Raw genomic sequence first — 26,096 nt, 5'->3', positions numbered from 1 at the left:
CGCTTAGTGGTTTTGATTATCTACAATTAATAGCTCTTGTAGTAGCCCTCAATACGAATTTGACGGAACTATATGATAGAAAACCTAATATAGGTTGCTCGACGTCGTCGAACACGACCGCGATCGGTGACGGCCCGCGGCGATCAGGCCGGACCGGTCCGGTGGAGGGACACGGACATGGCAACCACCCGCGACGGAACGACGGACGGGAATCGAACGGACGGCGCGACCGAATCCGCGGCCGACACCGCGCGCCAGCAACTCGACCGCGCAGCGGCGCACCTGGATGTCGATCCGGGGATCATCGAACGGCTGAAACACCCGACGCAGGTTCACCGCGTGTCGATCCCGCTGCGGCGGGACGACGGCAGTCTCGAGGTGTTCACGGGGTATCGGGCCCAGCACGACGACGTTCGCGGCCCGTACAAGGGAGGACTGCGCTACCACCCGGCCGTCAGCGAGGACGAGTGCGTCGGCCTGGCGATGTGGATGACCTGGAAGTGCGCCGTCATGGACCTCCCGTTCGGCGGCGCGAAGGGCGGCGTGGTCGTCGATCCGAAGGACCTCAGCGAAGGCGAGCGAGAGCGACTCACGCGCCGGTTCGCCGAGGAACTCCGCGACTACGTCGGACCGACTCGCGACATTCCGGCCCCGGACATGGGAACCGACGCCCAGACGATGGCCTGGTTCATGGACGCCTACAGCATGCAGGAAGGCGAGACCATCCCCGGGGTCGTGACCGGGAAACCGACGGTACTCGGCGGAAGCTACGGTCGCGACGCGGCACCGGGCCGGAGCGTCGCGATCGTCGCCCGGGAGACGGTCGAGGACCGCGGCGACGACCTCGCGGACGCGACGATCGCCGTCCAGGGGTTCGGGAGCGTCGGCGCGAACGCGGCCCGCCTGCTCGACGAGTGGGGCGCCGACGTCGTCGCGGTGAGCGACGTCGACGGCGCGATCTACGATCCCGACGGACTCGATCCGCAGGCTCTCCTCGCACATCACGAGGAACCGGGCGCCGTCTCCGGCTACGAGGACGCCGACGCGCTCTCGAACGACGACCTGCTGACCCTCGACGTCGACGTCCTCGTCCCCGCCGCCGTCGGCAACGTCCTGACCGCCGACAACGCGCCCGACGTTCGGGCGGACCTGATCGTCGAGGGCGCGAACGGACCGACGACCGCCGCCGCCGACGCAATCTTCGACGAGCGCGACATCGACGTCGTCCCGGACATCCTCGCCAACGCCGGCGGCGTCACCGTGAGCTACTTCGAGTGGCTCCAGCACGTCAACCGTCGCCAGTGGACCGTAGAAGAGGTCCACGAGGAACTCGAGTCGACGATGCTGTCGGCCTGGCAGGACGTCCGGCGCGAGGTTCGCGAACGGAACGTCTCGTGGCGGGAGGCGGCCTACGTCGTCGCCCTCTCGCGAATCGCCGACGCAAAAACCGCCCGCGGGCTCTGGCCCTGACGATCGACGGAGACCGGCCCGGAACGTCGTTGGAACGATACGAACGTATTGCGAATATATTTGTACCTGGCACAGATAGAGAGGGCGATGGTCGAGGTCGTACTCTACGGTCCCGTCCGGGACGCGGTCGGCGAGAAGCGACTCACTGCACGCGGCGACACCGTCGGCGGAGTGCTCGCGGACGTCGTCGCCGCGCACCCGGAACTCGAGTCCGCGCTGTACGACGGCGACGAGTTCCGATCGGAAATCAACGTCCTCGTCGACGGTCGAAAGCTCGCGACGTTGGGCGGCGTCGACACGACGCTCGGTGGTGACGAGACGGTCCAGATCACGGCCGCGATGAGCGGCGGTCGGCAGTAACTGCTGTGCCGAAGGCGATTTTTGAGTACGTTATTTCCACTGAATCTCAATATCTCAGTCTTTTCTCGTTGTTGTTACTAACCCATAACTGGGACGACATAAGTGTTAAGTGAAATTGTCGCCTCTCTCCGGCAAGAGACCCACATGTCAGCGTTTGGAACGACACTCCGTGTCGACCTCACCGATCGGACGGTCACGACCGAACGGATCGACGACGAACTCGTCGAGACGTATCTCGGCGGGACCGGCCTCGCCGCTCGCATCCTCTACGACGAACTCGATCCCGGCGTCGATCCGCTCGGCCCGGCGAACAAACTGGTGTTCGCGACCGGTCCGATCACCGGCACGCGCGCCCCGACCAGCGGCCGCCACTCCGTGAGCGCGCTCAGCCCGCTGACGGGAATCCTCGGGGAAGCGACAAGCGGCGGTGACTGGGGGTCGACCTTGCGGCGGGCCGGGGTCGACCTCGTCATCGTGGAGGGCGAAGCCGACGACCCCGTCTACCTCCACGTCGAGGACGGCGAGTACGAACTCCGCGACGCGACGGATCTGTGGGGACTCGACGTCCCCGAGACGACCGAACGGATCCAGGACGTCGTCGGCGAGGACGCCGTCGTGAGTACGATCGGGCGGGCCGGCGAGAACCAGGTCCGGTTCGCCGCGGTGATGAACGACGTCAAGCGCGCCGCCGGCCGGACCGGGATGGGCGCGGTCATGGGCGCAAAGCAGCTCAAGGCGATCAGCGTGATCGGCACGGGCGACCCGCACCACCACATCGACGACACGAAGGCGTTCCGGGACCTGACGCTGGAACTCACCCAGACCGTCACGCAGACCCCGAGCACGAAGACGCGGCGCGATCACGGGACCGCGGCGGCCATCGAGGAGGAGTCGGAGGTGTTCGACAACCTCCCGACGAAGTACTTCGAGAAGGGCGAGTTCGACGGCGCCTGGGACATCAGCGGCCCCCGGATGTCCGAGGACTACCTGACGAACGTCTACGCGTGCGGCCAGTGTCCGATCGCCTGCGGCCGGGTCGTCTCGATGGAGAGCGATCGGTTCGGTTCGCTGTCCGATCAGGGTGGCCCCGAGTACGAGACGCTGGCCTCGTTCGGCAGCCTCAGCATGAACGACGACTTCGAGAGCATCGCTCGGGCGAACGAACTCTGCAACCGGTACGGGCTGGACACGATCAGCGCCGGCCACGTCGTCGCGTTCGCAATCGCCGCACAGGACCGCGGTCTCGTCGACGAGGACGAGACCGGGATGGACCTGGACTGGGGGAACGAGGAGGAAATCGTCGAACTCGTCCACCGAATCGCCGATCGCGACGGCTTCGGCGACGTGCTCGCCGACGGGGTCGTCCGGGCGGCGAGCGCGATCGACGGCGAGGAGCACGCGCTTCACGTCAAGGGCCTCGAACTGCCGATGCACGAACCGCGGGCCCAGAAGACGATGGGGCTCACGTACGCCACGTCGAACCGGGGCGCGTGTCACATGCGCGCGTTCACCGGCTACGTCGACATCTACGGCTACGACATCCCGGACCTCGAGATCTACTCGGACGACTACCCGCGCCACGCCACCGAGGGGAAGGCCGAACTCGAGGTCGTCATGCAGAACCTGTTCAACGTCTACGACTCGATGTGCGGCTGCAAGTTCTCCTACCCGCCGGGGACGGAGAACATCACCGTCGCCCAACTCGCGGACCTCCTCGGCCTCGCGACCGGCCGCGACCTGGACCGGGACGACGTGCTCGAACTCGGCGATCGGATTTTCACCATGAAGCGGCTGTTCAACGTCCGCGAGGGCATCTCCCGCGAGGACGATCGGCTCCCGTCGCTGTTCACCGACGAGGCCCACGAGGAGGGATCCAACGCGGGCGAGGTCGTCGAACTGGACGAGATGTTAGCGGAGTACTACGAACGTCGCGGCTGGGACGACGAGGGCCGGCCGACCGACGACCACCTCGCCGAGATCGGCATGGCCGAACTGGCCTGAACTCGGACCGACTCTTTTCGAGACTCGATCCCTCCGGCGACGCGATCGGTGGCCAGCGACCGTTGCCGCTGCGCTGCCAGCCCCCGATCGGGACGCGAGAGCGATCGCTCACCTACGGACCGAATATATTGCAACAATTATCACAGTATTCCATTCTATTCAGAATAGGGCCAATCAACTACCCCTTCAGTAAGACTTAATTCAGACAAATCCGTTTGACGCGATACATGGGCAATCCAGAGCACCTGTTCTACAAGTGGGGCGGCGGAATGGACCCCGACTTTCCGCGGATCCGCCGCGCCTACGACGAATTTCTCGTGACCGAAGACGGGCGTGAACTCGTCGACGCCGCAGCGGGCGCGGCGGTCGTCAATCTCGGCCACTCCGTTCCGGGCGTCGCGGACGTCGCCAGCGGGCAACTCGACGAAGTCTCGTATCTCAGTCTCTCACACTTCTCTCACGGCGCACCCGAGGCGTTGGCCGAGTCACTGGCGACGGCGGCACCCGGCGACCTGAACGCCGCCTTCTTCGTCAACTCGGGGAGCGAAGCGAACGAGATGGCGTTCAAACTGGCCAGGACGTACCACCGAGAGACGGGGAACCCGCACAAGAACACGATCGTCGGCCGCTGGCAATCCTACCACGGGGCGACCCTCGGGGCGCTCTCGGCGACCGGGAACACGACCAGACGGAGCGAGTACGAACCGATGCTCCACGGCTGGCCTCACATCTCCCCCGCCTACCCCTACCGCTGGTCGTACGATGGAACGCGCGAGGAGCAGGCGATCGCCGCCGCGCGCGAACTGGAGACGACGATCAAACAGGAAGGGCCCGAGACGGTCGCCGCGTTCGTCGCGGAACCCGTCTCGGGCGCGAGCATCCCCGCCGCCCACCCACACCCCGCCTACTACGAGGAGATCCGGCGCATCTGCGACGAGTACGACGTGCTCTTCATCGCGGACGAAGTCATGACCGGGTTCGGCCGGACCGGACCGATGTTCGCCATGGAACGCTTCGGCGTCGTCCCGGACATGATGACCCTCGGCAAGGGCCTCTCCGGCGGCTACGCGCCGATCAGCGCGACGCTGGTCCGAGACGACGTCGCCGCCGAGTTCGAGAACGGGTCCGGCCAGTCGTTCGCACACGGCCACACCTTCGGCGGAAACCCGCTCTCGGCGGCGATCGCGGCCCACGTCGTCGACCAGTACACGGACGCGGTGCTGGAGACGGGCCGGAAACGCGGCGAGCACCTGGCGTCCGAACTCGCCCCGCTCCGGGACCATCCGATCGTCGGCGACGTCCGTCACGCCGGAGCCATGATCGGCATCGAGTTCGTCGCCGATCGCGACACGAAAGCGCCGTTCGATCCCGACCTGAACGTCAACAAACGCGTCTACGATCGCGCGCTCGAGCAGGGGGTCTACACCTATCCCGGGTCCGGATCGGTCGACGGGATCGCCGGCGACCACCTCATGCTGACGCCGCCGCTGACGATCGGCGAGGAGTCGATCGAGCGCGTCGCGGACGCGGTGATCGACGCGGTCGAGCACGTCGCGGACGGGGTCGCGCCGGACGCCGCCCCACGGTAAACACCGAATTCGAACCGGGGATCTATTTCTCGATCGGTGCAACAGGGGCATCGAAGGTCGGTCCGGAGGACAAACGGAAAAAAAGCGATCGGGCTTTGGACTACTCGAGATAGACGCCGTCCGGATCGAGTTCCTCGCGGACGAGTCGGAGTTCTTCGGCGGTCGGCGTCGGCGTCGTCCCGACGTCGTCGGCGAACGCGACGTCCCAGCCAGTCGCGTCCCGGACCGCCTCGCGCGAGACGCCCGGGTGGAGCATCTCGACGTACAGTTCGCCGTCCTCGTCGAAGCGCATGACCGCCAGATCCGTGATGATCGCCTCCGGACCGCCGCGGAGGCCGAGTTCCTCGCGGCCCTCCCGTCCGTCGACGTAGCCGGGGCTGGTGACGAAGTCGACTTCCGCCGGGAATCGGCGCTCCTGGTGGGGCGTGATGACCAGCGTCCGATGGGCGTTGCTGGCGATCTCGCAGGCCCCGCCGCTGCCCGGCAGTCGAACGGCCGGGTCCTCGTAGTCGCCGATGACCGTCGAGTTGATGTTGCCGTAGCGATCGATCTGGGCCCCGCCGAGGAAGCCGACGTCGATCTGGCCGCCCTGGAGGTACTTGCTGAATCCCTCGAACATCGGGACGACCCCGGCCGCGCCGGTCGCGAGGACGGGATCCCCGATCGACAGCGGCAACGACGTCGGGTCCGAGTCGATCGTTCCCGACTCGTAGACCATCCGCAGGTTCGGCGCGTGGGTTCGTTTCGCCAGGTTACAGGCGAGGTTCGGTACGCCCACGCCGACGAGCACCGACTCGCCGTCCTCCAGTTCCCGGGCCGCCGTCGTGACCATCAGTTCCGTCGACGTGTAGTCGCGGTCGGCGTCGCCCGCCGGTCGGTCGTCGGTCCCGTCGATCGCCTCGTCTGCGTCGGATTCGGTTCCCGTCATCAGTAGCCTCCCATGTCGATCGGCGTCGCGTACTCGGTGGTCGGTTCCAGGTCGAGCAGTCGCTCGCTGTCGAGTTTCTCTGTGTACTCGCGGCGATCGGCCACCCCGTGGACCCACTCGTCGAGCCACTCCTCTATGCGGGCCTGTGACTCCGAGACCTCGTCCCACTCGAGGTAGGCGTCGTTGTCCCGATCGTAGTACCCCTGCGCGTAGGAGGGGTGGGAACCGTACGGTTCCTCGACGACGTAGTCGACGACCGAGGCGGGGACGACGGTCCGGTTCGGATCGCTCCGGATGACCTGCTCGTCGACCACCTCCTCGACGCTCAGGACGACGGTATCCGCGGCGAACGCGACCTCGGGAATCTCGCCCTGGATCCCCCAGACGTGCGCGTTGCCGCTCGCGTCGCTTCGCTGGGCCCGGACGACCGCGACGTCCGGACACAGCGGCGGTACGGCGTAGACCTCGTCGTCGCCGAAGGGGTCCTCGACCCGGCGGACGTGATCGTTGTGTTCGGGCAGGTCCGAGCCCGCGAACGTCCGGACCGGCATGAACGGCAGCCCGCGCGCACCGGCCGCGAGCCGCGCCGTCAGCCCGAAGTGCGTGTACTCGTCGATCGCGATCGGATGCGGAACGTCGTCCTCGACCGCCCGGCGGAACGCGCGGAGGCCCCCGACGCCCGGATTCCCGGCCCACGAGAACGTCACCGTCGACGCACAGCCTGCGGCGATCAGTTGATCGTAGATCAGGTCCGGCGTCGCCCGGATCAGGTTCAGATCGGTGTACCCCTGTCGGACGATCTCGTGACCCGCCGCGAACGGGATCAGGTGGGTAAATCCCGCGAGATACACCGAATCGCCGTCGCTTACGGCGCGGTCGATCGCGGTCTGCATGTCCGTCACCGCGGTCGATCCGTCAGCCATCGTTGACCACGGGTGTATACACCGCCAATTCAATTGGTCTTCGACCAGCTATTCCGTTTTTCATTTGTACATATTACAATATAGTCCGGCTCTATAGACCTTGCGGTGGCTCCTGTCGACGCGATCGAGAGCCACTGCCTCACGGGACAGCGATCGCTCTCGTCCGGCATTCCGAACGGATCACGCGGCGAAAAGACGTCGAGTGCTACGACTCGTCGTCCGCGAGGAGGCGATCGGCCATCTCCTCGGGATCGAATCGCTCCAGATCGTCGTAGCCCTGTCCGACGCCGAGGAAGAGGATGGGCTTCCCGGTGACGTGGGCGATCGAGATCGCCGCGCCGCCGTTAGAGTCGGCGTCGGCCTTGGTGAGGATCGCGCCGTCCATCTCGACGGCCTCGTTGAACTCGCGGGCCCGATTCACGGCGTCTTGGCCTGCAACGGCCTCGTCGACGAACAGCGTCATGTCGGGGTCGACCACGCGGCCGATCTTCTCGAGTTGGTCCATCAGCCCCTCGTCGGTGTGGAGTCGGCCGGCCGTATCACCGAGGACGATATCGACGTCGTTGGCCTCGGCGTACTCGACGGCGTCGTACAGTACCGCGGCGGGATCGCCGCCCTGCTCGTGGCTGATGAGTTTCGTATCCAGCGCGTCGGCGTGTTCCTGGATCTGTTCGTTGGCCCCGGCCCGGTAGGTGTCGCCGTTGGCCATCACCGTCGAATAGCCACGTTCTTCGAAGTAGCGGCTCAGCTTGGCGATCGAGGTCGTCTTCCCGACGCCGTTGACGCCGGTGAAGACGATCGTGACGGGTTTGTCCTCGATCGCGATGCGCTCGTCGAAGTCGAACTGGCCGACGCTGATCACGTCGTAGATGGCGTCACGCAGGGCCTCCTCGACCACGTCTCCGGTCGAGGTGGTGAACGTGCGGGTCTCGCCGACCAGTTCGTCCCGGATGTTGTCGAGAATCTCCTCGGCGACGCCCATCTCCACGTCGCTCGAGAGCAACGCGAGTTCGAGTTCGTGCAGGGGGCCCTCGAGGTCCTCCTCCTCGATGACGAACTTCCCGCGGACGAGCGATCGGGCTTTGGCGCCGAACCCGGTGTCGTTCTCGTCTGTTTCGTCGACCGCGTCGGCAGCGACGACCTCGTCTGCGTCGTCGTCGACCGCCCCTTCCGCGCCGTCGGCCGGCTCGTCACCCACGGCGGAGTCGGTCGCCGTCGCCCGCGTTTCGGCCGCGTCGGTCGACGGGACGTCCGTCTCGGCGCTCGCCTCCGCCGCCGTCTCCGTCGACGTCGCCATCTCGGCCTCGAGTTCGCTATCTGGCTCGTCGAGGGGACCTTCAGCGGGCTCTGCGGCCGTCTCCGCCGACTCTCCAGGGGTAGTATCGGGGGATTCCGCCGACGCGGCCGCCTCCGCGCCGTCGCCACGCTCGGCCTCCGCGAGTTCCTCGTCGTCGAGTTCGTCCTCGTCCACTTCCTCGACGTTCTCTTCGGCGGCCTCTTCGGCGTCTTTGCGGAAGCTCCCGAGCTTGTCCTTCAGGTTGTCGAACATGGATATCGGTGGTGGTCCCTACGCGGCTACTCGTCGGGGCCCTGGCCCTGCCCTTGGCCCATCTGTTGCATCTGCTGTTGCATCGCCTGCTGCTGGAGCTGCTGGGCCTGCTGTTCGAGCTGATCGCTCTCGGTCTCGAGTTCCGAAATCTCCGACGTGATCTCGTCGATCCGATCGTCGAGGTGGTCTTTCTTGTTCTCGAGCGCGTCGACGGCGTCGTCCTGTTCGAACTCCGCGGCGTAGTCGGCGCCGAGTTCGACGATCGCCTCGTCGATGTCCTGTATCTCCGCGCGGAGGTACGCGCCGCCGCCGAGGGGCACCTGCACGGTCGAGCCCGTCTCGAGCGTCTCGAGGGCCTCGATGGCCTCGTCGACCTCGGTCTTTTCCTGCTGGACGCCCTCGACCGACTGCTGGAGCGCCTCGATCTGTTCCTGGATCTCCTGGAGTTCCTGGGAGAGCTGCTGGAGCTGCTGTTGACTGCTCATCGTTCGGCTACCTCCTCGAGTTCGATCTCGGTGCGCTTGAGCCCGTGCTGACTCCCGAGTTGGGAGAGCGCGTGCTCGCGGGCCACGTTCTCGTTCTCCGCGTCGATCGTCGTCTCGAACTCCGCGAAGCCGTCGCGGGTCTTGAACCGACCGTTCACCGTAAATTCACTCATGTCTTCCTCTCCGGCAGGCAGTCGGAAGAATCTTCCCTTCCCATTCGGCGGACGGACCGCGATCGATCGCGGCGCTGTCGGGGGAAACCCACGTACGGAGGCCAAACGGTTTTCCGGGCCGTACGCGAACGGCGAGCCATGAGCGAGATCGATCCCGCAGACCTGCTCCCGAGCGAGCGGATGCGCCAGCAGGCCACGGACGGCGCGGTCACGCAGATCCACCGCGGCCAGCAGTACGCCGAAGAGGGCGACACGTTCACGATCGACGGGACGACGTTCGAGGTGCGCGAGGTGGCCGATCGCACTCTGGGTGACCTGACCGACGCGGACGCACGGGCCGAAGGAATGGACGATCTCGAGGCCTACCGACGACTGCTCGAGCGCGCCCACCAGAACTTCGAGTGGGACGACGACAGCGAGGTCGTCCTGCACCGGTTCGAGCCGCAGTAGCGGGCGCGTGTGGTGACAGGCGGAGAGACCGGAGAAGCGAGATCGAACCGAAGACGGACGTCAGTCCAGATAGCCCAGCGCGTCCTCGATCCGGCCGAGTTCCGGGCCCGTCGTGTCTTCGCCGACGACGTAGCCGTTCTCGTTCGCGATCAGTCCCGATCCGACCAGCGGCGCGCCGTAGTTGACCGTCCCGACGTCGGCCCGGACGTCGAGCGTGTCCTCCAGGACGTCCAGTTCCTCGTCGGTGGCCTTCGGATGACAGAGCACGCCCGCGTTCGTCGCGACCGCGGCCGTGCCGACCGTCCGGACGCCAGCGAGGTCGCCTCGCTCGACGGGGACTTCGAGCGTATCCCTGACGATCCGGACCGCCTCCCGCGGGAGGTCGGGGTGAACGTACGCGCCGAAGTCGTTGGCGAGCACGACGTTACCGGCGGCGTTGATGTTCCCCGGGAGTTCCGCGACGGGGACGTCGACGTCCTCGGCGAGCCTATCGCGCTCGGTCTCGAGGACGCGCGAACTGACCAGCAGGCCGTTCTCGTTACCCGTCGCTAGGGCACCGACCGTCGACGAACCGCCGACGGTCGTTTCGATCGCCGGCACGCCGAGTTCGTCGGTCAGATCGGCGACGACGTCGTCGTCGAGGTCGGGACGAACGAGCACGCACGAGTCGGTCGCACGGGCGAACACCCCGACGTACGCCGACCCGGCGAAGGCGAGACGTTGCAAGTTTACTCGGCGACCTCGGCCTCGACGACGGCTTCGCCCTCTTCGTCGAAGCGGGCCGCGCGGACGCGAAGCTTCCGCGGCGGGTTCGATCGGCCCTGCGACCAGACTTCCTCGTTGATCGAGGGGTCGAGTCGAACGGCGTCTTCGTCGACGGCGAAGTGTTTCGCGAGGTGTTCGCGGACGAGTCGCATCGCGAGATCGGCGGCCTCGTGGTTGGCCCCCTTCTTGACGTCTCGGAGCGGGACCGTTACCACGCGCTCCTCGAAATCACTGGCACTCATGATTACTCGTCAGTGTCGCTTCGCCGCCAGTTGCGTCGCTTCGGGTTCCGCTGGACTTCCATGTCGGTCTTCATCATGACCCAGGCCGGAACGCGGCTGTTCTGGTTCTCGAGTTTGGCAAGACGCTTCTTCTTGCCCTTCGATTTCTTACCCATAGTGGCCGGACGTAGCCCATGCTGGCTTAAAATCTTGTCCATCTTGCCGGCGCTCACGAGAGGGGGCGCTGGCGCTCGAGATACCGTGTGACGGCCTCGCAGGTCGCTTCGCTTAACCGCGTCGTGTACGCGTGCCGATCGATTCCCTCGTGGCCGTCGTGGCGGTGGAACCGATCGTGATCCGCACACCCGCGCCCCTCCCAGCGAGTCCCGGCGTCGAACCGATCGGGGCCGGCGTAGGCCGTCGCCATCGGCGAGACGCGAAGGACGTCGTCGTCGGTCCGGACGGCGGTGCCGAGGTTGTGATCGCACGGCGTCCCGCCCACCGCTTCGGCGATATCGGGCGAGAGGAAGGTGTGGAGCGTCTCGTGGATCGCCATGTTCCGGGTTACCGCCCGCGAGTCCCAGAGCGACGTCGCCCCGACGTTCGCCGCAGTGTAGGCGCCCTCGCCGTCGACGCGGCCGACCCGATCGATCGACGGATGCGTACCGCCGTACCCCAACCGGAAGTTGAACGGGGCCCAGCACAGCAACAGGTGACAGGTCGTCGCCGACCCCACGTCGCGCTCGCGCACCTGGTCGCGAAAGACGTCGAGAACCGTCTCCCGGGGCGGGACGAGAGCGTCGATCGAGGGGTCCGCCGCCGTGAGCGGGAACCGGACGCGCTGTCCGCGCTCGATCCTGAAATCGACGTCCGTGAGTCGCGATCGCTCGCGCGCGTAGGCGAGCACCTGTTCGAAGGCGTCCTCGACTGCTCCCATCGCCGCACGGTACGGCGGTGGCCAGTCCCGGGACATCCCCTCGAACCGGTATCGGACCCACGCGCGAAGCGGAACGGGTCCCGGATAGACGCGCACGTGGAGCGGGGCCTCGCGCGCGGTCGCGCCGTCGACGCCGATCGTCGACGCGGCCGCCGCCCCGCCGAGCGCGACGACCACGTCCCGGCGCGTCACGAAGCGACTGCTCGCGGTTCCCTCGCCGTCCGGATCGGCCGTCATGGGTGCCCCCTGGAGAGATCGATCGATCCGCCCGCGGAGTGGCATGCGGACGCCATCGTCCGAAGCGGGCTACACTGGGAGCGGACATCATACCCAGTTCTGTATTTCCTGAATTATCGCGTGTATAGACGATCTAACCCGGTTTCATCGACAGTAGGGTGCGACTACAGCCGGCACGATGCCAGCAATTCCACCACCGGTCGAACGCGGTCCCGATCGGCGAAACCGGCCGCTCATCCGAGCGGGAACGACTCGACCGTCGAGTAAACCGGGCCGTCCGAGGTGAGCGTGCTCTCGGTGAGTCGGACCTCCTCGACCCGGCACTCGCCGATCGTCGGGTCCCGATCGCGAACGATCTCCTGGACGTGCTCCTTCCCGCCGGCGTGTTCCATCCGCGCGAGCGTGACGTGGGGCGTGAAGTCGTGACGCTCGGCGTCGAACCCCATCGCGGTCGTCCGCTCCTCTATCGCCTCGTGGAGACGGGTCAGTTCCTCGCCGCCCGCTTCGACGCCGAACCAGACGACGCTGATGTAGTCGAGCGAGGGGAAGACCCCGAGGCTGCCGTAGCGGGCGGTGAACGGATCGACGTCGGCATCCGCGACAGCGGCGGCGAGTTCGTCCTCGAGTTCGGGGAGGCGGTCCTCGTCGACCTCGCCGAGGAACTTTAGCGTGACGTGGGCCTGTTCGGGATCGGTGACGTTGAGACCGCTCGCGTCCGCGAGGGCGTCCTGCAGGTCGGCGATCGGGTCCGCGAACTCGTCGGGCAGGTCGACGCTGACGAACAGTCGCATACGGGAGACTCCGAGGCGAACGCTATTCAACGGTGGTGGGTCGTCACGGGACGGGGATCGTGGCGGGACGCGATCGATCACGACGCTCCGAACGGCGATCGGGCGACCCCGCTACTGCACGGCGGAAGCACGATCCCGGTACTGCGCGGCGAACGCACGATCGGCAACACTGCAATACGGCTGGGTGGTCTACGTGGCTCCATGTCCGATACCTTCGTGATCGTCGGCGGCGACGCGGCCGGGATGGCCGCCGCGAGCAAGGCCAAACGGGACGATCCCGACCTGGACGTCGTCGTCTTCGAGAAGGGCGAGTGGGTCTCCTACGGTGCGTGCGGCCTCCCCTACTACGTCAAGGGCGAGATCCAGTCGCTCGAGCACCTCGTCTCGGTGACTCCCGAGGAGTTCCGCGAGGAGCGCGACGTGGACCTGCGTACGGGTCACGAGGTCGTGGCGATCGATCCCGACGACCGCACGGTCACGGCCGAGAGCGACGAGGGCGAGGTCGTCCAGTCGTACGACCACCTGCTGATCGCGACCGGCGCGGAAGCAACGGTGCCGCCGATCGCGGGCACCGATCGCGAGGGCGTCTACACCCTCAGCTCGATGAGCGACGGGAAGGAACTCCGGGAGTACGTCGCGCGAGCGCGGGGCGGCGAGTCGCTCCAGCAGCCCGATCGGGGACCGGCCTGCCAGTACTTGGAGACCTGTACCGGTCCCGTGGGGGTCGTCGGCGGGGGATACATCGGGATCGAGATGGCCGAGGCGCTGGCCGCGAACGGGTTCGAGGTCCACCTCTTCCAGCGCGGCGACTCCGTCCTGACCGGGTTCAGCGAGGCGACGAGCGAGGCGGTCGTCGACCACCTTCGCGAGCAGGACGTCGTCCTATACCTCGACGCCGCGGTCGAGGAACTGGCGGGCGGGGACGAGATCGAGGCCGTCGTCACCGCCGACGATCGGGTTCCGGTCGACATGGCCCTGCTCGGCACCGGCGTCCGGCCCCGGACCGCCCTCGCCGAGGACGCCGGGATCGAGATCGGAGAGACGGGCGCGATCGCGACCGACGCCTATCGCGAGACGAGCGCGCCGGACGTCTACGCGGCGGGCGACTGCGCCGAGTCGACCCACGTCGTCACGGGCGAAGCGGCGTACGTCCCGCTGGCGCTGACCGCGAACCGTCACGGGCGCGCGGTCGGCCAGACCGTCGCCGGAACGCCGACGGAAGGCGGCGGGATCGCCGGCACCGCGGCCGTCAAAGCGTTCGACGTCGAGGCGGCGAGAACGGGCCTCGTCGGTCCCCGGGCGGCCCGTACCGCCGGGTTCGATCCCGTGACCGAGACGATCACGGCGAAGTCCCGCGCGGGCTACTACCCCAAGGGAGGTACCGTCACCGTCACGCTCACCGCTGATCGGGACTCCGGACGGCTCCTGGGGGCGAGCCTCGTCAGCGAGTACGGGGAAGGGGCGGTGCATCGGAGCCACGCGATCGTCGGTGCGATAACCGAGGGCGCGACCGTCGCCGACCTCGAGAACTACGATCTCGCGTACGCGCCGCCGTTCAACACGACGTGGGATCCCGTCCTCGTCGCCGCGAAAGTGCTCTCGGGGACGCGTCGATGACGTCGTTCGGGTCGTAGCCCTTAACAGTCGTCGCCGCCACCATTCTCCCAATGACTGACCGAGAGGGCGATCGCGAGCACCCGTTCTCCGAGGGCGAGGGGTTCGACGATCCCTACGAGGAGTTCGACCTGGATCCGCCGGAACTTGGCGTCGACCCCTCGAAGGTCGACCCCGTCGACTCGCGCGTGGTCACCGACACGCTCGACGAGCACAACATCGACCGGGAGGCGGTCGACGCGGCCGAGTTGCTCGACGTCGGCCTGAGCTACATGCAGATCAACCGCTTCGAGCAGGCGACCGACGCCTTCGAACGGGCCGCCCGCTTCGCCGAGGACGATCGCGTCGCACAGGAGGCGTGGGTCAACAAGGGCGTCGCCCACGCCGAACTCGAGGAGTACGATAAAGCGATCGGGGCCCACCGCGAGGCGCTCTCGATCGACGACTCGAGCGAACACGCCGCGACGGCGGAGACGAACCTCGCGTACGCGCTCTGGGAGTTCGGCGAGACCGCACAAGCCCTGGAGCACGCCGAGCGCGCCGTCGAGATCGACGAGCGGTTCGCCGAGGGCTGGTTCAACCGCGCGTTCTTCCTCTCCGAGCGCGGCCTGGCCGAAGAAGCGCTTCACTGCATCGACAACGCGGTTCGACTCGGGATGCGGAACGCGCAGGTCCTCGAGGAGAAGGCCCGCATCTTAGAGGAACTGGGCGAGTACGACGAGGCCGAGGAGATCGCCGACGAGGCCAACGAGATGCGCGAGCGGGCCGAACAGCGCGTCGTCGAGGAACGCCGGGAGATGCACGGCCAGGGTGGCCAGCCCCGCACGACGGACGACGCGGAGATCGAACAGGTCGATCGCGTCCAACAGGGCGACGACGACGAGTGGCGACTGGAATAGGATATGATCGTCAACGAACGCGAGACGCAGGAGGGGTTGCTCGTCGCGGTCTGCGACGAGGACGTCCTCGGCGAGACGTTCGCCGAGGGAGAAATCTCGCTAACCGTCACCGAGGAGTTCTACGGCGGTGAGCCGGTCGACGAGGGGGCCGTCGTCGACAGCCTCGCACGGGCCTCCGTCGCCAACATCGTCGGCACCCGCGCGGTGGAACTCGCGATCGAAGCGGGGTTCGTCGACGAGGCGAACGTCCTCGACGTCGGGTCGACGCGACACGCCCAGATGCTGCGGATGTACTAGTCCGGCGGCGCGGGCGATCGGCACTAACCTTTTTGCAAGCCGACGCAAACCGAATCAGTATGCCAGACAGTTCGCGCGCGCTCGATCGATTTCGACAGCCGGAGTACACGGGCGAGAACCGCTGCATTCCCTGCACGTCGGTCAACGTCGCGATCGCGGTCGTGCTCGCGGGAGCCGTCGCCGTGATCTCGCCGCCGGTCGCCCCGATCGTGCTGGCGGTCTCGCTTGCAGCGATCTACCTCCGGGGCTACCTGGTACCGGGAACGCCGACGCTGACCAAGCGGTACTTCCCCGACTGGCTCCTCGCGAAGTTCGACAAGGCACCCGAGCCGGGCGGTCCAGCCGTCGAGACCGCCGAAACTGGGGCCGACGACGGGGCGGCCGAGCGGTTCGAACCGGCCGACCCCGAGGCGCTCTTTCTCGACCACGGCGTGGTCGCCCCCTGCACGACCGAGACCGGCGAGGAGGACCTCTGTCTCGACGACGACCTCCGGTCCGCGTGGCGGGCAGAGATCGACGAACTCCGCGACGCCGATCGCGAACCGCAGGTCGCCGACTTCCTCGAGGCCGATCTCGAGGCGGTGACGGTCAAGGAATCGAGCGGGAACGCGGTCGCCCGCGTCGACGGTCGACTGGCCGCCCAGTGGGAGTCCGACGCGGCGCTGGTGGCCGACCTCGCGAGTTCCCGGGTGCTCGACGGGTACCTGCCTGACTGGGGGGCCCGTCCGCTCGAACAGCGCAGCCAACTGGCCAGCGGACTGCGCGCGTTCATCGAGCGCTGTCCGGACTGCGATGGACCGATCTCGATCGACGCGGAGACCGTCGGATCCTGCTGTCGCTCCTACGAGGTGTACGCGATCACCTGCGACGACTGCGAGGCGCGGGTCCTCGAAATCCAGCAGTGACCGATCGTGGCGGTCCGGACCACGGCCGCTGACCGGCGCGGACCCGGGACCCGTCGATCGGCGATACACGTATATGTTCGAGTGTGATACTCACACGCACGGCAGGCCCATCACGTCCTGCCGCGTACCCCTACCCGGGTTTTTGCGCTCGAGAGTCAGTACGGGACCGCGAGACCGGCAGAACGGGGTGCGGACCGAAGGAGTGTTTTGTCTGGCGTCCCTCCTAGACAGCAATGAGCCACCAGGAACTCGAACCGCTCGACGTCGGGGCGATCCGCGAGGAGTTTCCCATTCTGGAGCGGGAGTTCGACGGCCAGCAGGTCGTCTACCTCGACAACGCGGCGACGACTCAGACGCCGGACCCGGTCGTCGACGCGATGAGCGACTACTACCGGCAGTCCAACGCGAACGTCCACCGCGGGATCCACCACCTCAGCCAGGAGGCGTCGATCGCCTACGAGGAGGCCCACGATCGCGTCGCGGAGTTCATCAACGCCGACGGTCGGGAGGAGGTCATCTTCACGAAGAACACGACCGAGAGCGAGAACCTGCTCGCCTACTCGTGGGGCCTGGACGAACTCGGCCCCGGCGACGAAATCGTCCTGACCGAGATGGAACACCACGCTTCGCTGGTCACGTGGCAACAGATCGGCAAACGGACCGGGGCCGAGGTGAAGTACATCCGGGTCGACGAGACCGGCCGACTGGACATGGACCACGCCCGCGAGTTGGTCACCGACGACACCGCGATCGTCTCGGCGGTCCACGTCTCGAACACGCTCGGCACCGTCAACCCCGTCTCGGAGTTGACCGACCTCGCCCACGAGCACGGCGCGCTCTCGTTCATCGACGGCGCGCAGGCCGTCCCGAATCGCCCGGTCGACGTGAAAGCGATCGACGCCGACTTCTACGCCTTCTCGGGCCACAAGATGGCCGGCCCCACCGGGATCGGGGTCCTCTACGGCAAACGGGACCTCCTCGAGGAGCTAAACCCCTACCTCTACGGCGGCGGCATGATCCGCAAGGTCACATTCGAGGACTCCTCGTGGGGCGACCTCCCGTGGAAGTTCGAACCCGGCACGCCGCCCATCGCGGAAGCCGTCGGCCTCCACGCCGCGGTCGACTGGCTCGAGGACGTCGGCATGGACCGCATCCGCGCCCACGAGGAGGACCTGGCCGCCTACGCCTACGACCGGCTCGCGGCCGAAGACGACGTCGAGATCTACGGCCCCGAGGGCGGCCCCGATCGGGGCGGCCTCGTCAGCTTCAACGTCGACGGCGTCCACGCCCACGACCTCACCTCGATCCTGAACGATCACACGATCGCGATCCGGGCCGGCGATCACTGCACCCAGCCGCTGCACGACAAACTCGGTATCGCGGCCTCCGCCCGCGCCTCGTTCTACGTCTACAACACGCGCGAGGAGGTCGACAAGCTGATCGAGGCGCTGGACGACGCGCGACAACTGTTTGCGTAAGAACGACGGCGCGTACCGCGCTGCCGTCACCTGCCTTTTATAGGGAAACGCGTTCGCCGTCCTTGTACACCGCCTCGACGTCGCGAACCGCGGAGATGTCGTCGATCGGATCGCTCCCGAGCGCGAGCACGTCTGCCCGGTTCCCCGCGTCGATCGTACCGATGTCGTCGGCGGGGACCGTCCGGGCGGCGACGCGCGTCGCCGACTGGAGGGCGTCGCGTTCGTCCATCCCGACCTCCTCGACGAGCAGTTCCAGTTCGAGCGCGTTCTCGCCGTGCGGGATGAGGGCGGGACCGAGGAAGTCCGTCCCGGTCGCGATCGGGATCCCGGCCTCGTGGGCGCGCTCGACGGAGTCGAAGTGCGCCTCGCGGGCCCGTCGGGCCTTCTCGAGGCCGTAGTCGGGAACGCCGTGGTCCGCACCGTCTTCGACGAGTCGGTGCATGATCGCGAGCGTCGGGACGAAGACCGCGCCCGTCTCGTGGAACAGGTCGAGACACTCCCCGTCGAGGTAGAACCCGTGCTCGATCGTGTCGACGCCGTTTCGGAGGGCGGTCTTGATCCCCGGGGCACCCTGTGCGTGGGAGGCCACCGGAATTCCGACCCGGTGGGCCTCCTCGACGAGCGCCCGCACCTCGGCGTCGGTAAACTGGCTCTGGTCCGGCGCGTCCTTCTCGCTGAGCACGCCCCCGGTGGTCATGATTTTGAGGACGTCGACGCCGTTCCGGATCCGTTTGCGGGCTTCCTTGCGGCACTCGTCGGGGCCGTCCGCCAGAGTCGATATCGCGCCGCCACCCTCCGACACCCACTCGTAGGGGAGGAAGTGGTCGTCGCCGTGGCCCGCGGTCTGGCTGATCGTCCGGCCGCTCGTGAAGATCCGCGGCCCGGGAATCGTCCCCTCCGCGACGGCGTCGCGGAGACCGAGCCCCGTCGTCGACCCGACGTCCCGGACCGTCGTGAACCCCGCCTCGAGGAGCGCCCGGAGGTCCGCCGTCGCCCGTGCGGTTCCCAGTTCCGACGACTCCGTGATCCACGTCATCGGATCCATGTCGCGCACTCCCTGGAGGTGCAGGTGCGCGTCGACCAGTCCCGGCACGACCGCGGGGTACGCCTCGGCGTCGGCGTCGTCCGGTGGATCGACGTCCTCCTGGGTTCCGACGGCCGCGATCGTCCCCTCGTCGTCCAGGACGACGCGTCCGTCCTCGATCGGTCGTTCGTCCCGACCGGTCACGAGCCGGTCCGAATCGATAACTCGCATGCAGCCACGGTTGTCGGGGGACCGGCATAGCTATTGGTGAACCGGACGAGAACCACACGTCAGTGACGGAGAATTTTTCACGACGCCCGAGGAACGGGCCCCGCATGCTCGAAGCCGTTCGCGATCGCGCCCGCCCGTACTTCGACGACGCGCCCCCCGCCCACGACTGGCACCACGTCCAGCGCGTCGACGCGCTGGCCGAGACCCTCACCGATCGCCACCCGGACCCGATCGACGAGCGGGTCCTGCACCTCGCCGTCGCCCTCCACGACGTCGGCCGATCGCGAGAGGACCGCGGCGAGATCGACGATCACGCGACCTGGGGAGCGCGGGAGGCGGGCGAGATTCTGCGGGACGTAGGCGCAGACGCGGCGACGATCGACGCGGTCCAGCACTGCATCCGGGCCCACCGGTACTCGAACGACGTCGAACCCGAGACGATCGAAGCGAAACTCCTCAGCGACGCGGACAACCTCGACGCGCTCGGCGCGGTCGGGATCGCGCGCGTGTTCGCGTACGGCGGCGAACTGGGCTCGCCGATTCACGATCCCTCGGTCCCGGTCGTCGAGGACGAGACGCCGGCGGGAGCCACCCAGTACAACCACCTGCACAAGAAGATCCTCGACCTGCCGGCGCGAACGTACACCGACGTTGGCCGTGATCTCGCGACCGATCGGGCGGCGTTCGTCCGCGAGTTCGTCGCCCAGTTCGACGCGGAGACGGCGGGCGAGCGGTAGACGGGAGGGGCCGTCTGGACCGGCGACCGGCCCGGGTTCGAGACCGCTGCCGTGGGCCCCCGGAACCCTTTTACAACTCACTGGCCTACCCGTATCCAACGATGGGACTGGGTTCCGATATGTACCGACAGCAGATCCTCGACCACTACAAGAACCCCCGGAACTACGGGGAACTCGAGGATCCAACGTTTACCCACGTCGGCGAGAACCCGATGTGTGGCGACGAGATTCGGATGGACGTCCGCCTCGAGGACGACGGGGAGACGATCGAGCGGGTGGCCTTCTCCGGCGACGGCTGTGCGATCAGCCAGGCCTCGGCGAGCATGCTCTCGACGAAACTCGCCGGAACGTCGATCGACGACCTCCTCGAGATGGACCGCGACGACGTGATCGACATGCTCGGGGTCGACATCTCGCCGATGCGCGTCAAGTGCGCGGTCCTCGCGGAGAAAGTCGCCCAGGACGGCGCGGAGATCTACCGCGGCGAACTCGACGTCGAGAAGACGACGACCGAGGACTGACACGGACTACTGTAAGTCAGTTCCGGTGCAACCGCGACAATCCTACGGTTGCACCGGTAACTCGTTACAGCAGACCGTATGAGCGGCTGATCTGATTTTTCACGGCGATCGCCCAGGATCGTCGCGTCGATGCCGTCTCTGACCCGATAGCGGCGGGGTAGCGACTCGTTCGGGTATGTCTTTTTGAGAGTCGACCACATACGGGGTTCGATGACTATCACCGGGACGCGGCGGAGCGACGGACCCCCGGAGCCGATCACCGACGCGATCGTCACCGCGGTCGCAGACGCCGAGGGCGTCGACGTCCGCACGCTGCCGCCGCTGTGGAACGTGATCGATCCGGAAGCGCTCGAAGAACTGTTCGCGCCGACGAACGGCGGCCGACCACGACGCCGCGCCGGCCGCGTGGAGTTCGGCTACTGCGACTACGACGTCACCGTCGCGTGCGGCGAATCGAACACGGTCGCGATAGAACGACGGGACGGCCGAAGCCGAGTCTGACGATCTCCGTGAGCTATTCCGGCTTCAGCCCTTCGTCCTGGACCCGCATGACGGCCTCGCCGTCGGCGAGGTTCGGGGCGTCGACCAGTCGGACGATCCGCTTGTCGCCCTTGGACTTGCGGAGGTAGATCCGGAACGTCGACTTGTGGCCGAGGATGTTGCCACCGATCGGCTGGGTCGGGTCGCCGAAGAACGAGTCGGGGTTCGAGGCGACCTGGTTCGTGACGATGACGGCGGTGTTGTAGAGGTTCCCGACCTTGTCGAGGTCGTGGAGGTGCTTGTTGAGTTTCTGCTGGCGGTCGGCGAGTTCGCCACGGCCGACGTACTCCGCGCGGAAGTGCGCGGTCAGCGAGTCGACGCAGAGCAGGCGGATCGGGTACTCGCTGTCCTCGTGCTCGCCGGCGAGTTCCTTGGCCTTCTCCGCCAGGAGCATCTGGTGGTTGGAGTTGAACGCCTTCGCGACGTGGATCTTCTCGAGGACGTCCTCGACGAGTTCGTCGACGGCGTCCTCGTCGTCGGCCGAACCCTCGATCTCGCGGTCCTCGAGGGCGGCGTCGATCGCCTCGTCCGGAAGCCCGCGGACCATGTCGTCGATCCGCTCGGGGCGGAACGTGTCCTCGCTGTCGATGAACATCGCGCTGCCGTGGAGACCGCCGACCTCCTTGGGAAGCTGGACGTTGACGGCCATCTGGTGGGTGACCTGGGACTTGCCGGAGCCGAACTCGCCGTACACTTCGGTGATCGACTGGGTCTCGATCCCGCCGCCCAGCAGGTCGTCGACCTCGTCGATATGCCAGCTCAGTTTGCCGATCTCGTTGCGTCGCTCCAGGACCGTCGAACCGGTCTCGAAGCCGCCGACGTCGGCGGCGTCGCGGGCGGCGTTGACGATGTCGGCCGCGGTGGACTCGCCGACGTCCGCCGTGTTCGACAGTTCGGAGGGGGAGGCCACGGCGAGACTCTGGAAGGAGTCGAAGCCTGCGTCGTGGAGTTTGTCTGCGGTCGCCGGTCCGACGCCGGGGAGCGTCTCGAGGTCTGCGTCTGCCATACCAACGCGTTGTGCCGGACCCCCCATAAAGCCTCGTTAACAGGGAAGTGAAAGTGAAAGTGGGGGCAAGCGGCGGGGCTCCCGGATGTGATCCGATCGAAACGAGCGGCACGACCGGGCGATCGCTCGAGAGAGACCGCGGTCGGGACCGGGCGGACGCGATTCAGGGTTTCGGTTCGTCGGGGTCCCACTCGAGACAGTAGAGCCGTTCGTCGTCGCTGCCGACGTAGAGCCGTTCTGCGGCGATCGCGGGTGTGCTCGCGATCGCGCCGTCGGTCCCGAAGTGCCAGAGCACGTCGAACGCCGCCGTGTCGATGCCGTAGAGCGATCCCGACGAATCGCCGACGAGACAGACGTCGCCGGCGACGACCGGACTCGAGCGGATCTCCCCGTCGAGGGCGATTCCCTGCCTCGAGAAGAGCCAGCCACGGACCTTGCGCCGGCCGAAGGTGGTGTCGGTGACGTGGAGGTAGCCGTCCGCCGCGCCGACGAACGTGGTCTCCTCGTCGGGGAGCACCGTCGCCGACGAGGTGAACGCGTCCCGGATCTCGTAGGTGAACCACGACTGGCCGGTCTCGGCGGACAGCGCGAGCAACGTCCCGTCGTCGTCGCCGACGTACACGCGCCCGTCGGCGAGGGTCGGGCCGTCGGCGACCGCGCCGTCGGCCGGCACCTCCCACTCGACCTCGCCGTCCTCGACCGCGAGAGCGGCCACGGTCTCCCTGGCCGTCCCGACGTAGGCCCGCTCGTCGTCGATCGCCGGACAGCCGACGACCGCCCCGCCGGTCCCGTGACTCCAGCACAGGTCGCCCGTGTCCGCGTCGATCGCCGACACCCCGTGCGCGTCGACGTGGCCGGCGAACAGTCGGCCGTCGGACAGCGAGAGCGAGGCCGTGAGGTCGCCGGGGAGTTCGGTCTCCCAGACCCCCGCACCGGTGCCGGGATCGATCGCGTGGATCGTTCCGTCGGCCGTCCCCGCGTACACTAGGTCGGACGTGACGACCGGCGTCGCGTCGATCGGCGTCACGGTCTCGAATACCCAGCGCCGGCGACCCGTCTCGCGATCGAACGCGAACAGGTTGCCGCGGTTCGTGCCGACGTAGACCGTGTCCCGATCGAATACCGGCGACGATCGAACCGGGCCGGAGACGTCGGCCGTCCAGGTCTTCGAGACCCGGTACGGCCCCGCGAGGTCGCGTCGAACGCCCGCGTTCGCGCGATCGCCCTTGAACTGGTTCCACTCTCTCACTGCTGGGGCGTACCGAACGCGACCCTATAGTAGCCACTGATACGGTCCGCTGTCCCGAGGGTCGGCACCACCGCAGAACTCGTGATCGTGCCAGAACTGACGGACAGCCGTCCGTACGAAAGTCGATCCGCGGTCGCGAAAAGACGTGGGAAGAGAGGGGGATGCGACGCGCGGCGGTCCGACCGAGGACGGTCACGATCCGGCCGGAGACGGACTCGCCACTGGTGACTCGTGGGTTCGCAGAACGAAGTGGGGTGGGTAAGGTAGGGGTACGGACAGGACGGGGCAACTGGTGTATGGCGCAGTTGCGTGATGGGGGTGGTGGGGGGGATGATGTGGCGTCGACCGCCCTGCCGTACGTTTCCCTACCGTGGAAACGGACATACCAGTGTCTCCAACACAATTTGGGATTGATCGGCGACGATCGCCTGCAACGCCGCCGCGTCACTCCCAGGGGTGGTTCCCGCTCGAACTCGGCCACAGCGGGTACCAGTACTCCTTCTCCCGTTCGATCTCGAGTTCGCCGTCGAGCGCCGCCTCGAGTTTGAACTCCGCGCTCGAGTCGCGTTCGCGGCCGGGCCGGGGCGCGAAGGGGTAGAACCGGCCGCGGCGGAACGAGTAGATCCAGTAAGCGGGTCCATCCCGGTTCTCGTAGGCAAACACGGCCGCCAGCAGGCGCGATCCGTACCCGTGCTCGATGAACGTGTCCGCGGCGAAGTGCGTGCTCGTGACGAGGTCCTCCGGGTCCTCGTCCTCGAGGACGACCCAGTGGTAGCCGTGATCGTCCGACGAGACGGAGAACTCGGTGCCGGTCTCTTCCCGTCCGGCCTCGAGAATGGCCTCGACCTCGTCGACGGCGTCGCGGAAGCTACTCGAGTCGACGCCGGAGAAACAGAGCGCACCGACGTCCGCCGACTCGTAGCCGAGATCGGCTTCCATCGTGAGGTAGGCGGTGCTCATCCCGAAGAGGTCGTCGGGGTCGGCGTCCCGTTTGGCGTCGGCCTCGGCGCGCAACCCGAGCACGGCACGGAGTCCGTCGAGCAGTCCCATACGTTGAGCAACGGGGGCGACCCCTTCAAAGGGTGCTATTCGGCTGTCCGAGACGAACCGGGGTTCGGACGGCCGATCGACGGACCGATCGGCTTCCGATCGATCTGTCGGGCCGATCCGGCCAGCCGTCGCTCCGGAAACGGTATCGTCGTGTCGTCTGAACGTTCAGTATGGTCGGCATCAGTATCGACATCGGCTTCCCCGTCGCCGCGGTGCTCGCGCTCCTCGGCGCGGCGATGATCTATCGCGACGCGAGAGCGCGAGCCATGGACACCGCGGACATGTGGGCCGTCGGGTTCGTCGTCGCGTTCTTTCTCCTGCCCGTTATCGGTGGGCTCGTCGTCCTCGCGTTCTACGTGGGGAAGCGACCCCCGCGACGACCGCGGCCGTACGGCATCCCGCCGGAGTAACGACGGGCGCACCGGCAGTTCGATCGCCGGTCGCCGGGACCGGCAGTCGACTCAGAACGCTTCCATCTCGCGTTCGAGGTCCCGGAGCTGTTCGACCCGGCGCTCGGTCGACGGGTGGGTGCTGAACAGGCGACCGACGATGCCGGACTTGATCGGGATGATGAAGAAGGCGTTCATCTCTGCTTCCTCGCGCATGTCCCGATCGGGAATCTTGTCCACCTCGCCGGAGATCGTGAGCAGCGCCGACGCGAGCGCCGACGGCTTGCCGGTGATCGCGGCCGCACCGCGATCGGCGGCGAACTCGCGGTAGCGCGAGAGCGCCCGCATCAGGATGTAGCTCACGATCCAGACCAGCAGGGAGACGACGATCGCGACGACGACGCCGCCACCCTGTCGGTTCCGGCCGCCGCCGAAGAACGCGCCCCACCGGACGACCATGAACGCGATCGTCGCGAGCAGGGAGGCAAAGGTCATCACCATCATGTCCCTGTTCTTGACGTGGGCGAGTTCGTGGGCGAGGACGCCGTCGAGTTCGTCGCGGTCGAGGGTCCGCAGGAGGCCGGTCGTCACGGCGACGGCGGCGTTCTTCTGGTTCCGGCCGGTGGCGAACGCGTTCGGCACCTTCGAGTCGACGACGGCCACCTTCGGCTTCGGTAGATCGGCCTGCTGGGAGAGGCGATCGATCGAGGCGTGAAGCTGTGGGTACTCCTCGCGGGAGACCGTTTTCGCGCCCATGCTCTTGAGCGTCAGCGTGTCGCTGAAGTAGTACTGGACGACCGTCATCCCGCCGAACAGGAACGCGAAGACGAAGATGGTGCCGCCCATGTACGCGGTGATCACGCCGGCGAAGACGATGTACAGCGCGAACAGCAGAAACATCGTCAGGAACATCCGCGCGCGAAGACCCCAGTCGGGCTGCCAGTCCATATCGACTCGTAGGTGCTCCGGAGAAATAAGTACCCTGTCGAGTACCGCGCGGACGCGAGTCGATCAGACGGAGTCGAAGCGGACGTCACGGCGACGGGATCGATCGTCGATCGGCGCGACGAACCCCACTGTTTCGCATGGAGATTGCGTTACGTAACTTCGTCTGACACGTCGCGGTGCGGTCCGTCAGACCGCCGTCTGACGCGGCTCTCGGCGTCGTTCGACCCCCTCATTTCGGGTGGAGTTATCAGAGAGTGAAAATTTCTGACCGATCGTCGTCCCTCGAAGCGGTCCGGCGTCGAGCGCGATCGGCCACGGACGGCGAGAGC

Annotated in this window: 29 protein-coding genes; 14 read left to right on the top strand and 15 right to left on the bottom strand. The window is 67.1% G+C overall.

From position 1 onward, the window contains the following. The first annotated feature begins 177 nt into the window (after positions 1 to 177). The 4 genes from gdhB (at position 178) to AC6I6X_RS08215 (ending at position 5,420) form a co-directional block, all read left to right on the top strand. Positions 178 to 1,470 carry a glutamate dehydrogenase GdhB gene (gene gdhB, locus AC6I6X_RS08230; protein WP_497930039.1) on the top strand — a complete coding sequence of 431 codons (1,293 nt, stop codon included), beginning with the start codon at positions 178 to 180 and terminating at the stop codon, positions 1,468 to 1,470. 87 nt (positions 1,471 to 1,557) lie between these two features. Then, positions 1,558 to 1,830, top strand: coding sequence for a MoaD/ThiS family protein (locus tag AC6I6X_RS08225; protein ID WP_497930038.1), 273 nt, complete (start codon positions 1,558 to 1,560; stop codon positions 1,828 to 1,830). Positions 1,831 to 1,974: 144 nt separating this feature from the next. After that, on the top strand, positions 1,975 to 3,831 hold the full coding sequence (locus tag AC6I6X_RS08220; RefSeq protein WP_497930037.1) for an aldehyde ferredoxin oxidoreductase family protein: 1,857 nt from the start codon (positions 1,975 to 1,977) through the stop codon (positions 3,829 to 3,831). Between the two features lie 227 nt (positions 3,832 to 4,058). Further along, positions 4,059 to 5,420, top strand: a complete 1,362-nt coding sequence (locus AC6I6X_RS08215) for an aminotransferase family protein (protein ID WP_497930036.1) — start codon at positions 4,059 to 4,061, stop codon at positions 5,418 to 5,420. Positions 5,421 to 5,520: 100 nt separating this feature from the next. Here AC6I6X_RS08215 and AC6I6X_RS08210 read toward each other — a convergent pair whose 3' ends face one another. The 5 genes from AC6I6X_RS08210 to rpl18a all read right to left on the bottom strand — a co-directional run bounded on the left by AC6I6X_RS08210 (position 5,521) and on the right by rpl18a (position 9,478). Beyond that, a complete protein-coding gene (locus tag AC6I6X_RS08210; RefSeq protein WP_497930495.1) occupies positions 5,521 to 6,252 on the bottom strand; it encodes a CoA-transferase subunit beta in 732 nt (243 codons plus the stop codon). A 95-nt stretch (positions 6,253 to 6,347) separates the two neighbouring features. After that, positions 6,348 to 7,271, bottom strand: a complete 924-nt coding sequence (locus tag AC6I6X_RS08205; RefSeq protein ID WP_497930035.1) for a CoA transferase subunit A — start codon at positions 7,269 to 7,271, stop codon at positions 6,348 to 6,350. Between the two features lie 205 nt (positions 7,272 to 7,476). Further along, the gene (gene ftsY, locus AC6I6X_RS08200) at positions 7,477 to 8,820 is read right to left on the bottom strand and encodes a signal recognition particle-docking protein FtsY (protein ID WP_497930034.1); all 1,344 of its coding nucleotides are present in this window, start codon (positions 8,818 to 8,820) and stop codon (positions 7,477 to 7,479) included. Between the two features lie 26 nt (positions 8,821 to 8,846). Then, a complete protein-coding gene (gene pfdA / locus AC6I6X_RS08195) occupies positions 8,847 to 9,305 on the bottom strand; it encodes a prefoldin subunit alpha (protein WP_497930033.1) in 459 nt (152 codons plus the stop codon). Beyond that, positions 9,302 to 9,478 carry a 50S ribosomal protein L18Ae gene (gene rpl18a, locus AC6I6X_RS08190; RefSeq protein ID WP_497930032.1) on the bottom strand — a complete coding sequence of 59 codons (177 nt, stop codon included), beginning with the start codon at positions 9,476 to 9,478 and terminating at the stop codon, positions 9,302 to 9,304. The genes pfdA and rpl18a overlap by 4 nt, the downstream gene beginning before the upstream one ends. A 138-nt stretch (positions 9,479 to 9,616) precedes the next feature. Here rpl18a and AC6I6X_RS08185 point away from each other — a divergent pair, with 138 nt between their 5' ends. Beyond that, positions 9,617 to 9,928, top strand: a complete 312-nt coding sequence (locus AC6I6X_RS08185; RefSeq protein ID WP_497930031.1) for an ASCH domain-containing protein — start codon at positions 9,617 to 9,619, stop codon at positions 9,926 to 9,928. 60 nt (positions 9,929 to 9,988) lie between these two features. On the opposite strand, the gene AC6I6X_RS08180 is transcribed toward AC6I6X_RS08185, so the two are convergent. From AC6I6X_RS08180 to thpR, 5 genes are all read right to left on the bottom strand, one after another. Continuing rightward, positions 9,989 to 10,654 (bottom strand): translation initiation factor IF-6, encoded by a 666-nt coding sequence (locus AC6I6X_RS08180; RefSeq protein ID WP_497930030.1) that lies wholly within the window; start codon positions 10,652 to 10,654, stop codon positions 9,989 to 9,991. A gap of 2 nt (positions 10,655 to 10,656) precedes the next feature. Further along, positions 10,657 to 10,935: a 50S ribosomal protein L31e gene (locus tag AC6I6X_RS08175; RefSeq protein ID WP_497930029.1), complete on the bottom strand. Its 279-nt coding sequence runs from the start codon at positions 10,933 to 10,935 to the stop codon at positions 10,657 to 10,659. 2 nt (positions 10,936 to 10,937) lie between these two features. Beyond that, positions 10,938 to 11,090 (bottom strand): 50S ribosomal protein L39e, encoded by a 153-nt coding sequence (locus AC6I6X_RS08170; RefSeq protein WP_007141389.1) that lies wholly within the window; start codon positions 11,088 to 11,090, stop codon positions 10,938 to 10,940. A 53-nt stretch (positions 11,091 to 11,143) separates the two neighbouring features. Then, positions 11,144 to 12,133: a hypothetical protein gene (locus AC6I6X_RS08165; RefSeq protein WP_497930028.1), complete on the bottom strand. Its 990-nt coding sequence runs from the start codon at positions 12,131 to 12,133 to the stop codon at positions 11,144 to 11,146. Between the two features lie 188 nt (positions 12,134 to 12,321). Beyond that, entirely contained in the window at positions 12,322 to 12,879 is a 558-nt protein-coding gene (gene thpR, locus AC6I6X_RS08160; RefSeq protein ID WP_497930027.1) for an RNA 2',3'-cyclic phosphodiesterase, read from the bottom strand. A 201-nt stretch (positions 12,880 to 13,080) separates the two neighbouring features. Between thpR and AC6I6X_RS08155 the strand changes: the two genes are divergently transcribed. From AC6I6X_RS08155 to AC6I6X_RS08135, 5 genes are all read left to right on the top strand, one after another. Continuing rightward, complete coding sequence (locus tag AC6I6X_RS08155) at positions 13,081 to 14,496, top strand: FAD-dependent oxidoreductase (RefSeq protein WP_497930026.1); 1,416 nt, start codon at positions 13,081 to 13,083, stop codon at positions 14,494 to 14,496. A gap of 50 nt (positions 14,497 to 14,546) precedes the next feature. Then, complete coding sequence (locus tag AC6I6X_RS08150) at positions 14,547 to 15,392, top strand: tetratricopeptide repeat protein (protein WP_497930025.1); 846 nt, start codon at positions 14,547 to 14,549, stop codon at positions 15,390 to 15,392. Positions 15,393 to 15,395: 3 nt separating this feature from the next. Then, positions 15,396 to 15,689 carry a DUF424 domain-containing protein gene (locus AC6I6X_RS08145; protein WP_497930024.1) on the top strand — a complete coding sequence of 98 codons (294 nt, stop codon included), beginning with the start codon at positions 15,396 to 15,398 and terminating at the stop codon, positions 15,687 to 15,689. 59 nt (positions 15,690 to 15,748) lie between these two features. Continuing rightward, positions 15,749 to 16,594 carry a DUF8054 domain-containing protein gene (locus AC6I6X_RS08140; RefSeq protein WP_497930023.1) on the top strand — a complete coding sequence of 282 codons (846 nt, stop codon included), beginning with the start codon at positions 15,749 to 15,751 and terminating at the stop codon, positions 16,592 to 16,594. A gap of 233 nt (positions 16,595 to 16,827) precedes the next feature. Beyond that, positions 16,828 to 18,072, top strand: a complete 1,245-nt coding sequence (locus AC6I6X_RS08135; RefSeq protein ID WP_497930022.1) for an aminotransferase class V-fold PLP-dependent enzyme — start codon at positions 16,828 to 16,830, stop codon at positions 18,070 to 18,072. Between the two features lie 37 nt (positions 18,073 to 18,109). On the opposite strand, the gene AC6I6X_RS08130 is transcribed toward AC6I6X_RS08135, so the two are convergent. Next, positions 18,110 to 19,327, bottom strand: a complete 1,218-nt coding sequence (locus AC6I6X_RS08130; protein WP_497930021.1) for a metal-dependent hydrolase family protein — start codon at positions 19,325 to 19,327, stop codon at positions 18,110 to 18,112. 104 nt (positions 19,328 to 19,431) lie between these two features. On the opposite strand from AC6I6X_RS08130, the gene AC6I6X_RS08125 reads away from it, so the two are divergent. The 3 genes from AC6I6X_RS08125 (at position 19,432) to ddfA (ending at position 21,086) form a co-directional block, all read left to right on the top strand. Then, entirely contained in the window at positions 19,432 to 20,064 is a 633-nt protein-coding gene (locus AC6I6X_RS08125) for an HD domain-containing protein (RefSeq protein WP_497930020.1), read from the top strand. A gap of 101 nt (positions 20,065 to 20,165) precedes the next feature. Continuing rightward, positions 20,166 to 20,585, top strand: a complete 420-nt coding sequence (gene sufU / locus AC6I6X_RS08120) for a Fe-S cluster assembly sulfur transfer protein SufU (protein ID WP_497930019.1) — start codon at positions 20,166 to 20,168, stop codon at positions 20,583 to 20,585. A 210-nt stretch (positions 20,586 to 20,795) separates the two neighbouring features. Then, positions 20,796 to 21,086: a DdfA family disk-determining factor gene (ddfA, locus tag AC6I6X_RS08115; RefSeq protein ID WP_497930018.1), complete on the top strand. Its 291-nt coding sequence runs from the start codon at positions 20,796 to 20,798 to the stop codon at positions 21,084 to 21,086. A 13-nt stretch (positions 21,087 to 21,099) separates the two neighbouring features. Here ddfA and radA read toward each other — a convergent pair whose 3' ends face one another. From radA to pspAB, 3 genes are all read right to left on the bottom strand, one after another. Next, on the bottom strand, positions 21,100 to 22,131 hold the full coding sequence (radA, locus tag AC6I6X_RS08110; RefSeq protein ID WP_250139112.1) for a DNA repair and recombination protein RadA: 1,032 nt from the start codon (positions 22,129 to 22,131) through the stop codon (positions 21,100 to 21,102). Between the two features lie 163 nt (positions 22,132 to 22,294). Next, positions 22,295 to 23,380 (bottom strand): outer membrane protein assembly factor BamB family protein, encoded by a 1,086-nt coding sequence (locus tag AC6I6X_RS08105; RefSeq protein WP_497930017.1) that lies wholly within the window; start codon positions 23,378 to 23,380, stop codon positions 22,295 to 22,297. A 444-nt stretch (positions 23,381 to 23,824) separates the two neighbouring features. After that, positions 23,825 to 24,430 (bottom strand): PspA-associated protein PspAB, encoded by a 606-nt coding sequence (gene pspAB, locus AC6I6X_RS08100; RefSeq protein ID WP_497930016.1) that lies wholly within the window; start codon positions 24,428 to 24,430, stop codon positions 23,825 to 23,827. Between the two features lie 170 nt (positions 24,431 to 24,600). Here pspAB and AC6I6X_RS08095 point away from each other — a divergent pair, with 170 nt between their 5' ends. Beyond that, on the top strand, positions 24,601 to 24,840 hold the full coding sequence (locus tag AC6I6X_RS08095) for a hypothetical protein (protein ID WP_497930015.1): 240 nt from the start codon (positions 24,601 to 24,603) through the stop codon (positions 24,838 to 24,840). A 51-nt stretch (positions 24,841 to 24,891) separates the two neighbouring features. On the opposite strand, the gene htpX is transcribed toward AC6I6X_RS08095, so the two are convergent. Continuing rightward, positions 24,892 to 25,767, bottom strand: a complete 876-nt coding sequence (gene htpX / locus AC6I6X_RS08090; RefSeq protein ID WP_497930014.1) for a zinc metalloprotease HtpX — start codon at positions 25,765 to 25,767, stop codon at positions 24,892 to 24,894. Positions 25,768 to 26,096 lie beyond the last annotated feature (329 nt).

The organism is Halosolutus sp. YCN4 (assembly GCF_059736495.1).
Note: the sequence above shows the minus strand (reverse complement) of the source record. Positions and strands in the feature narration are given on the sequence as shown.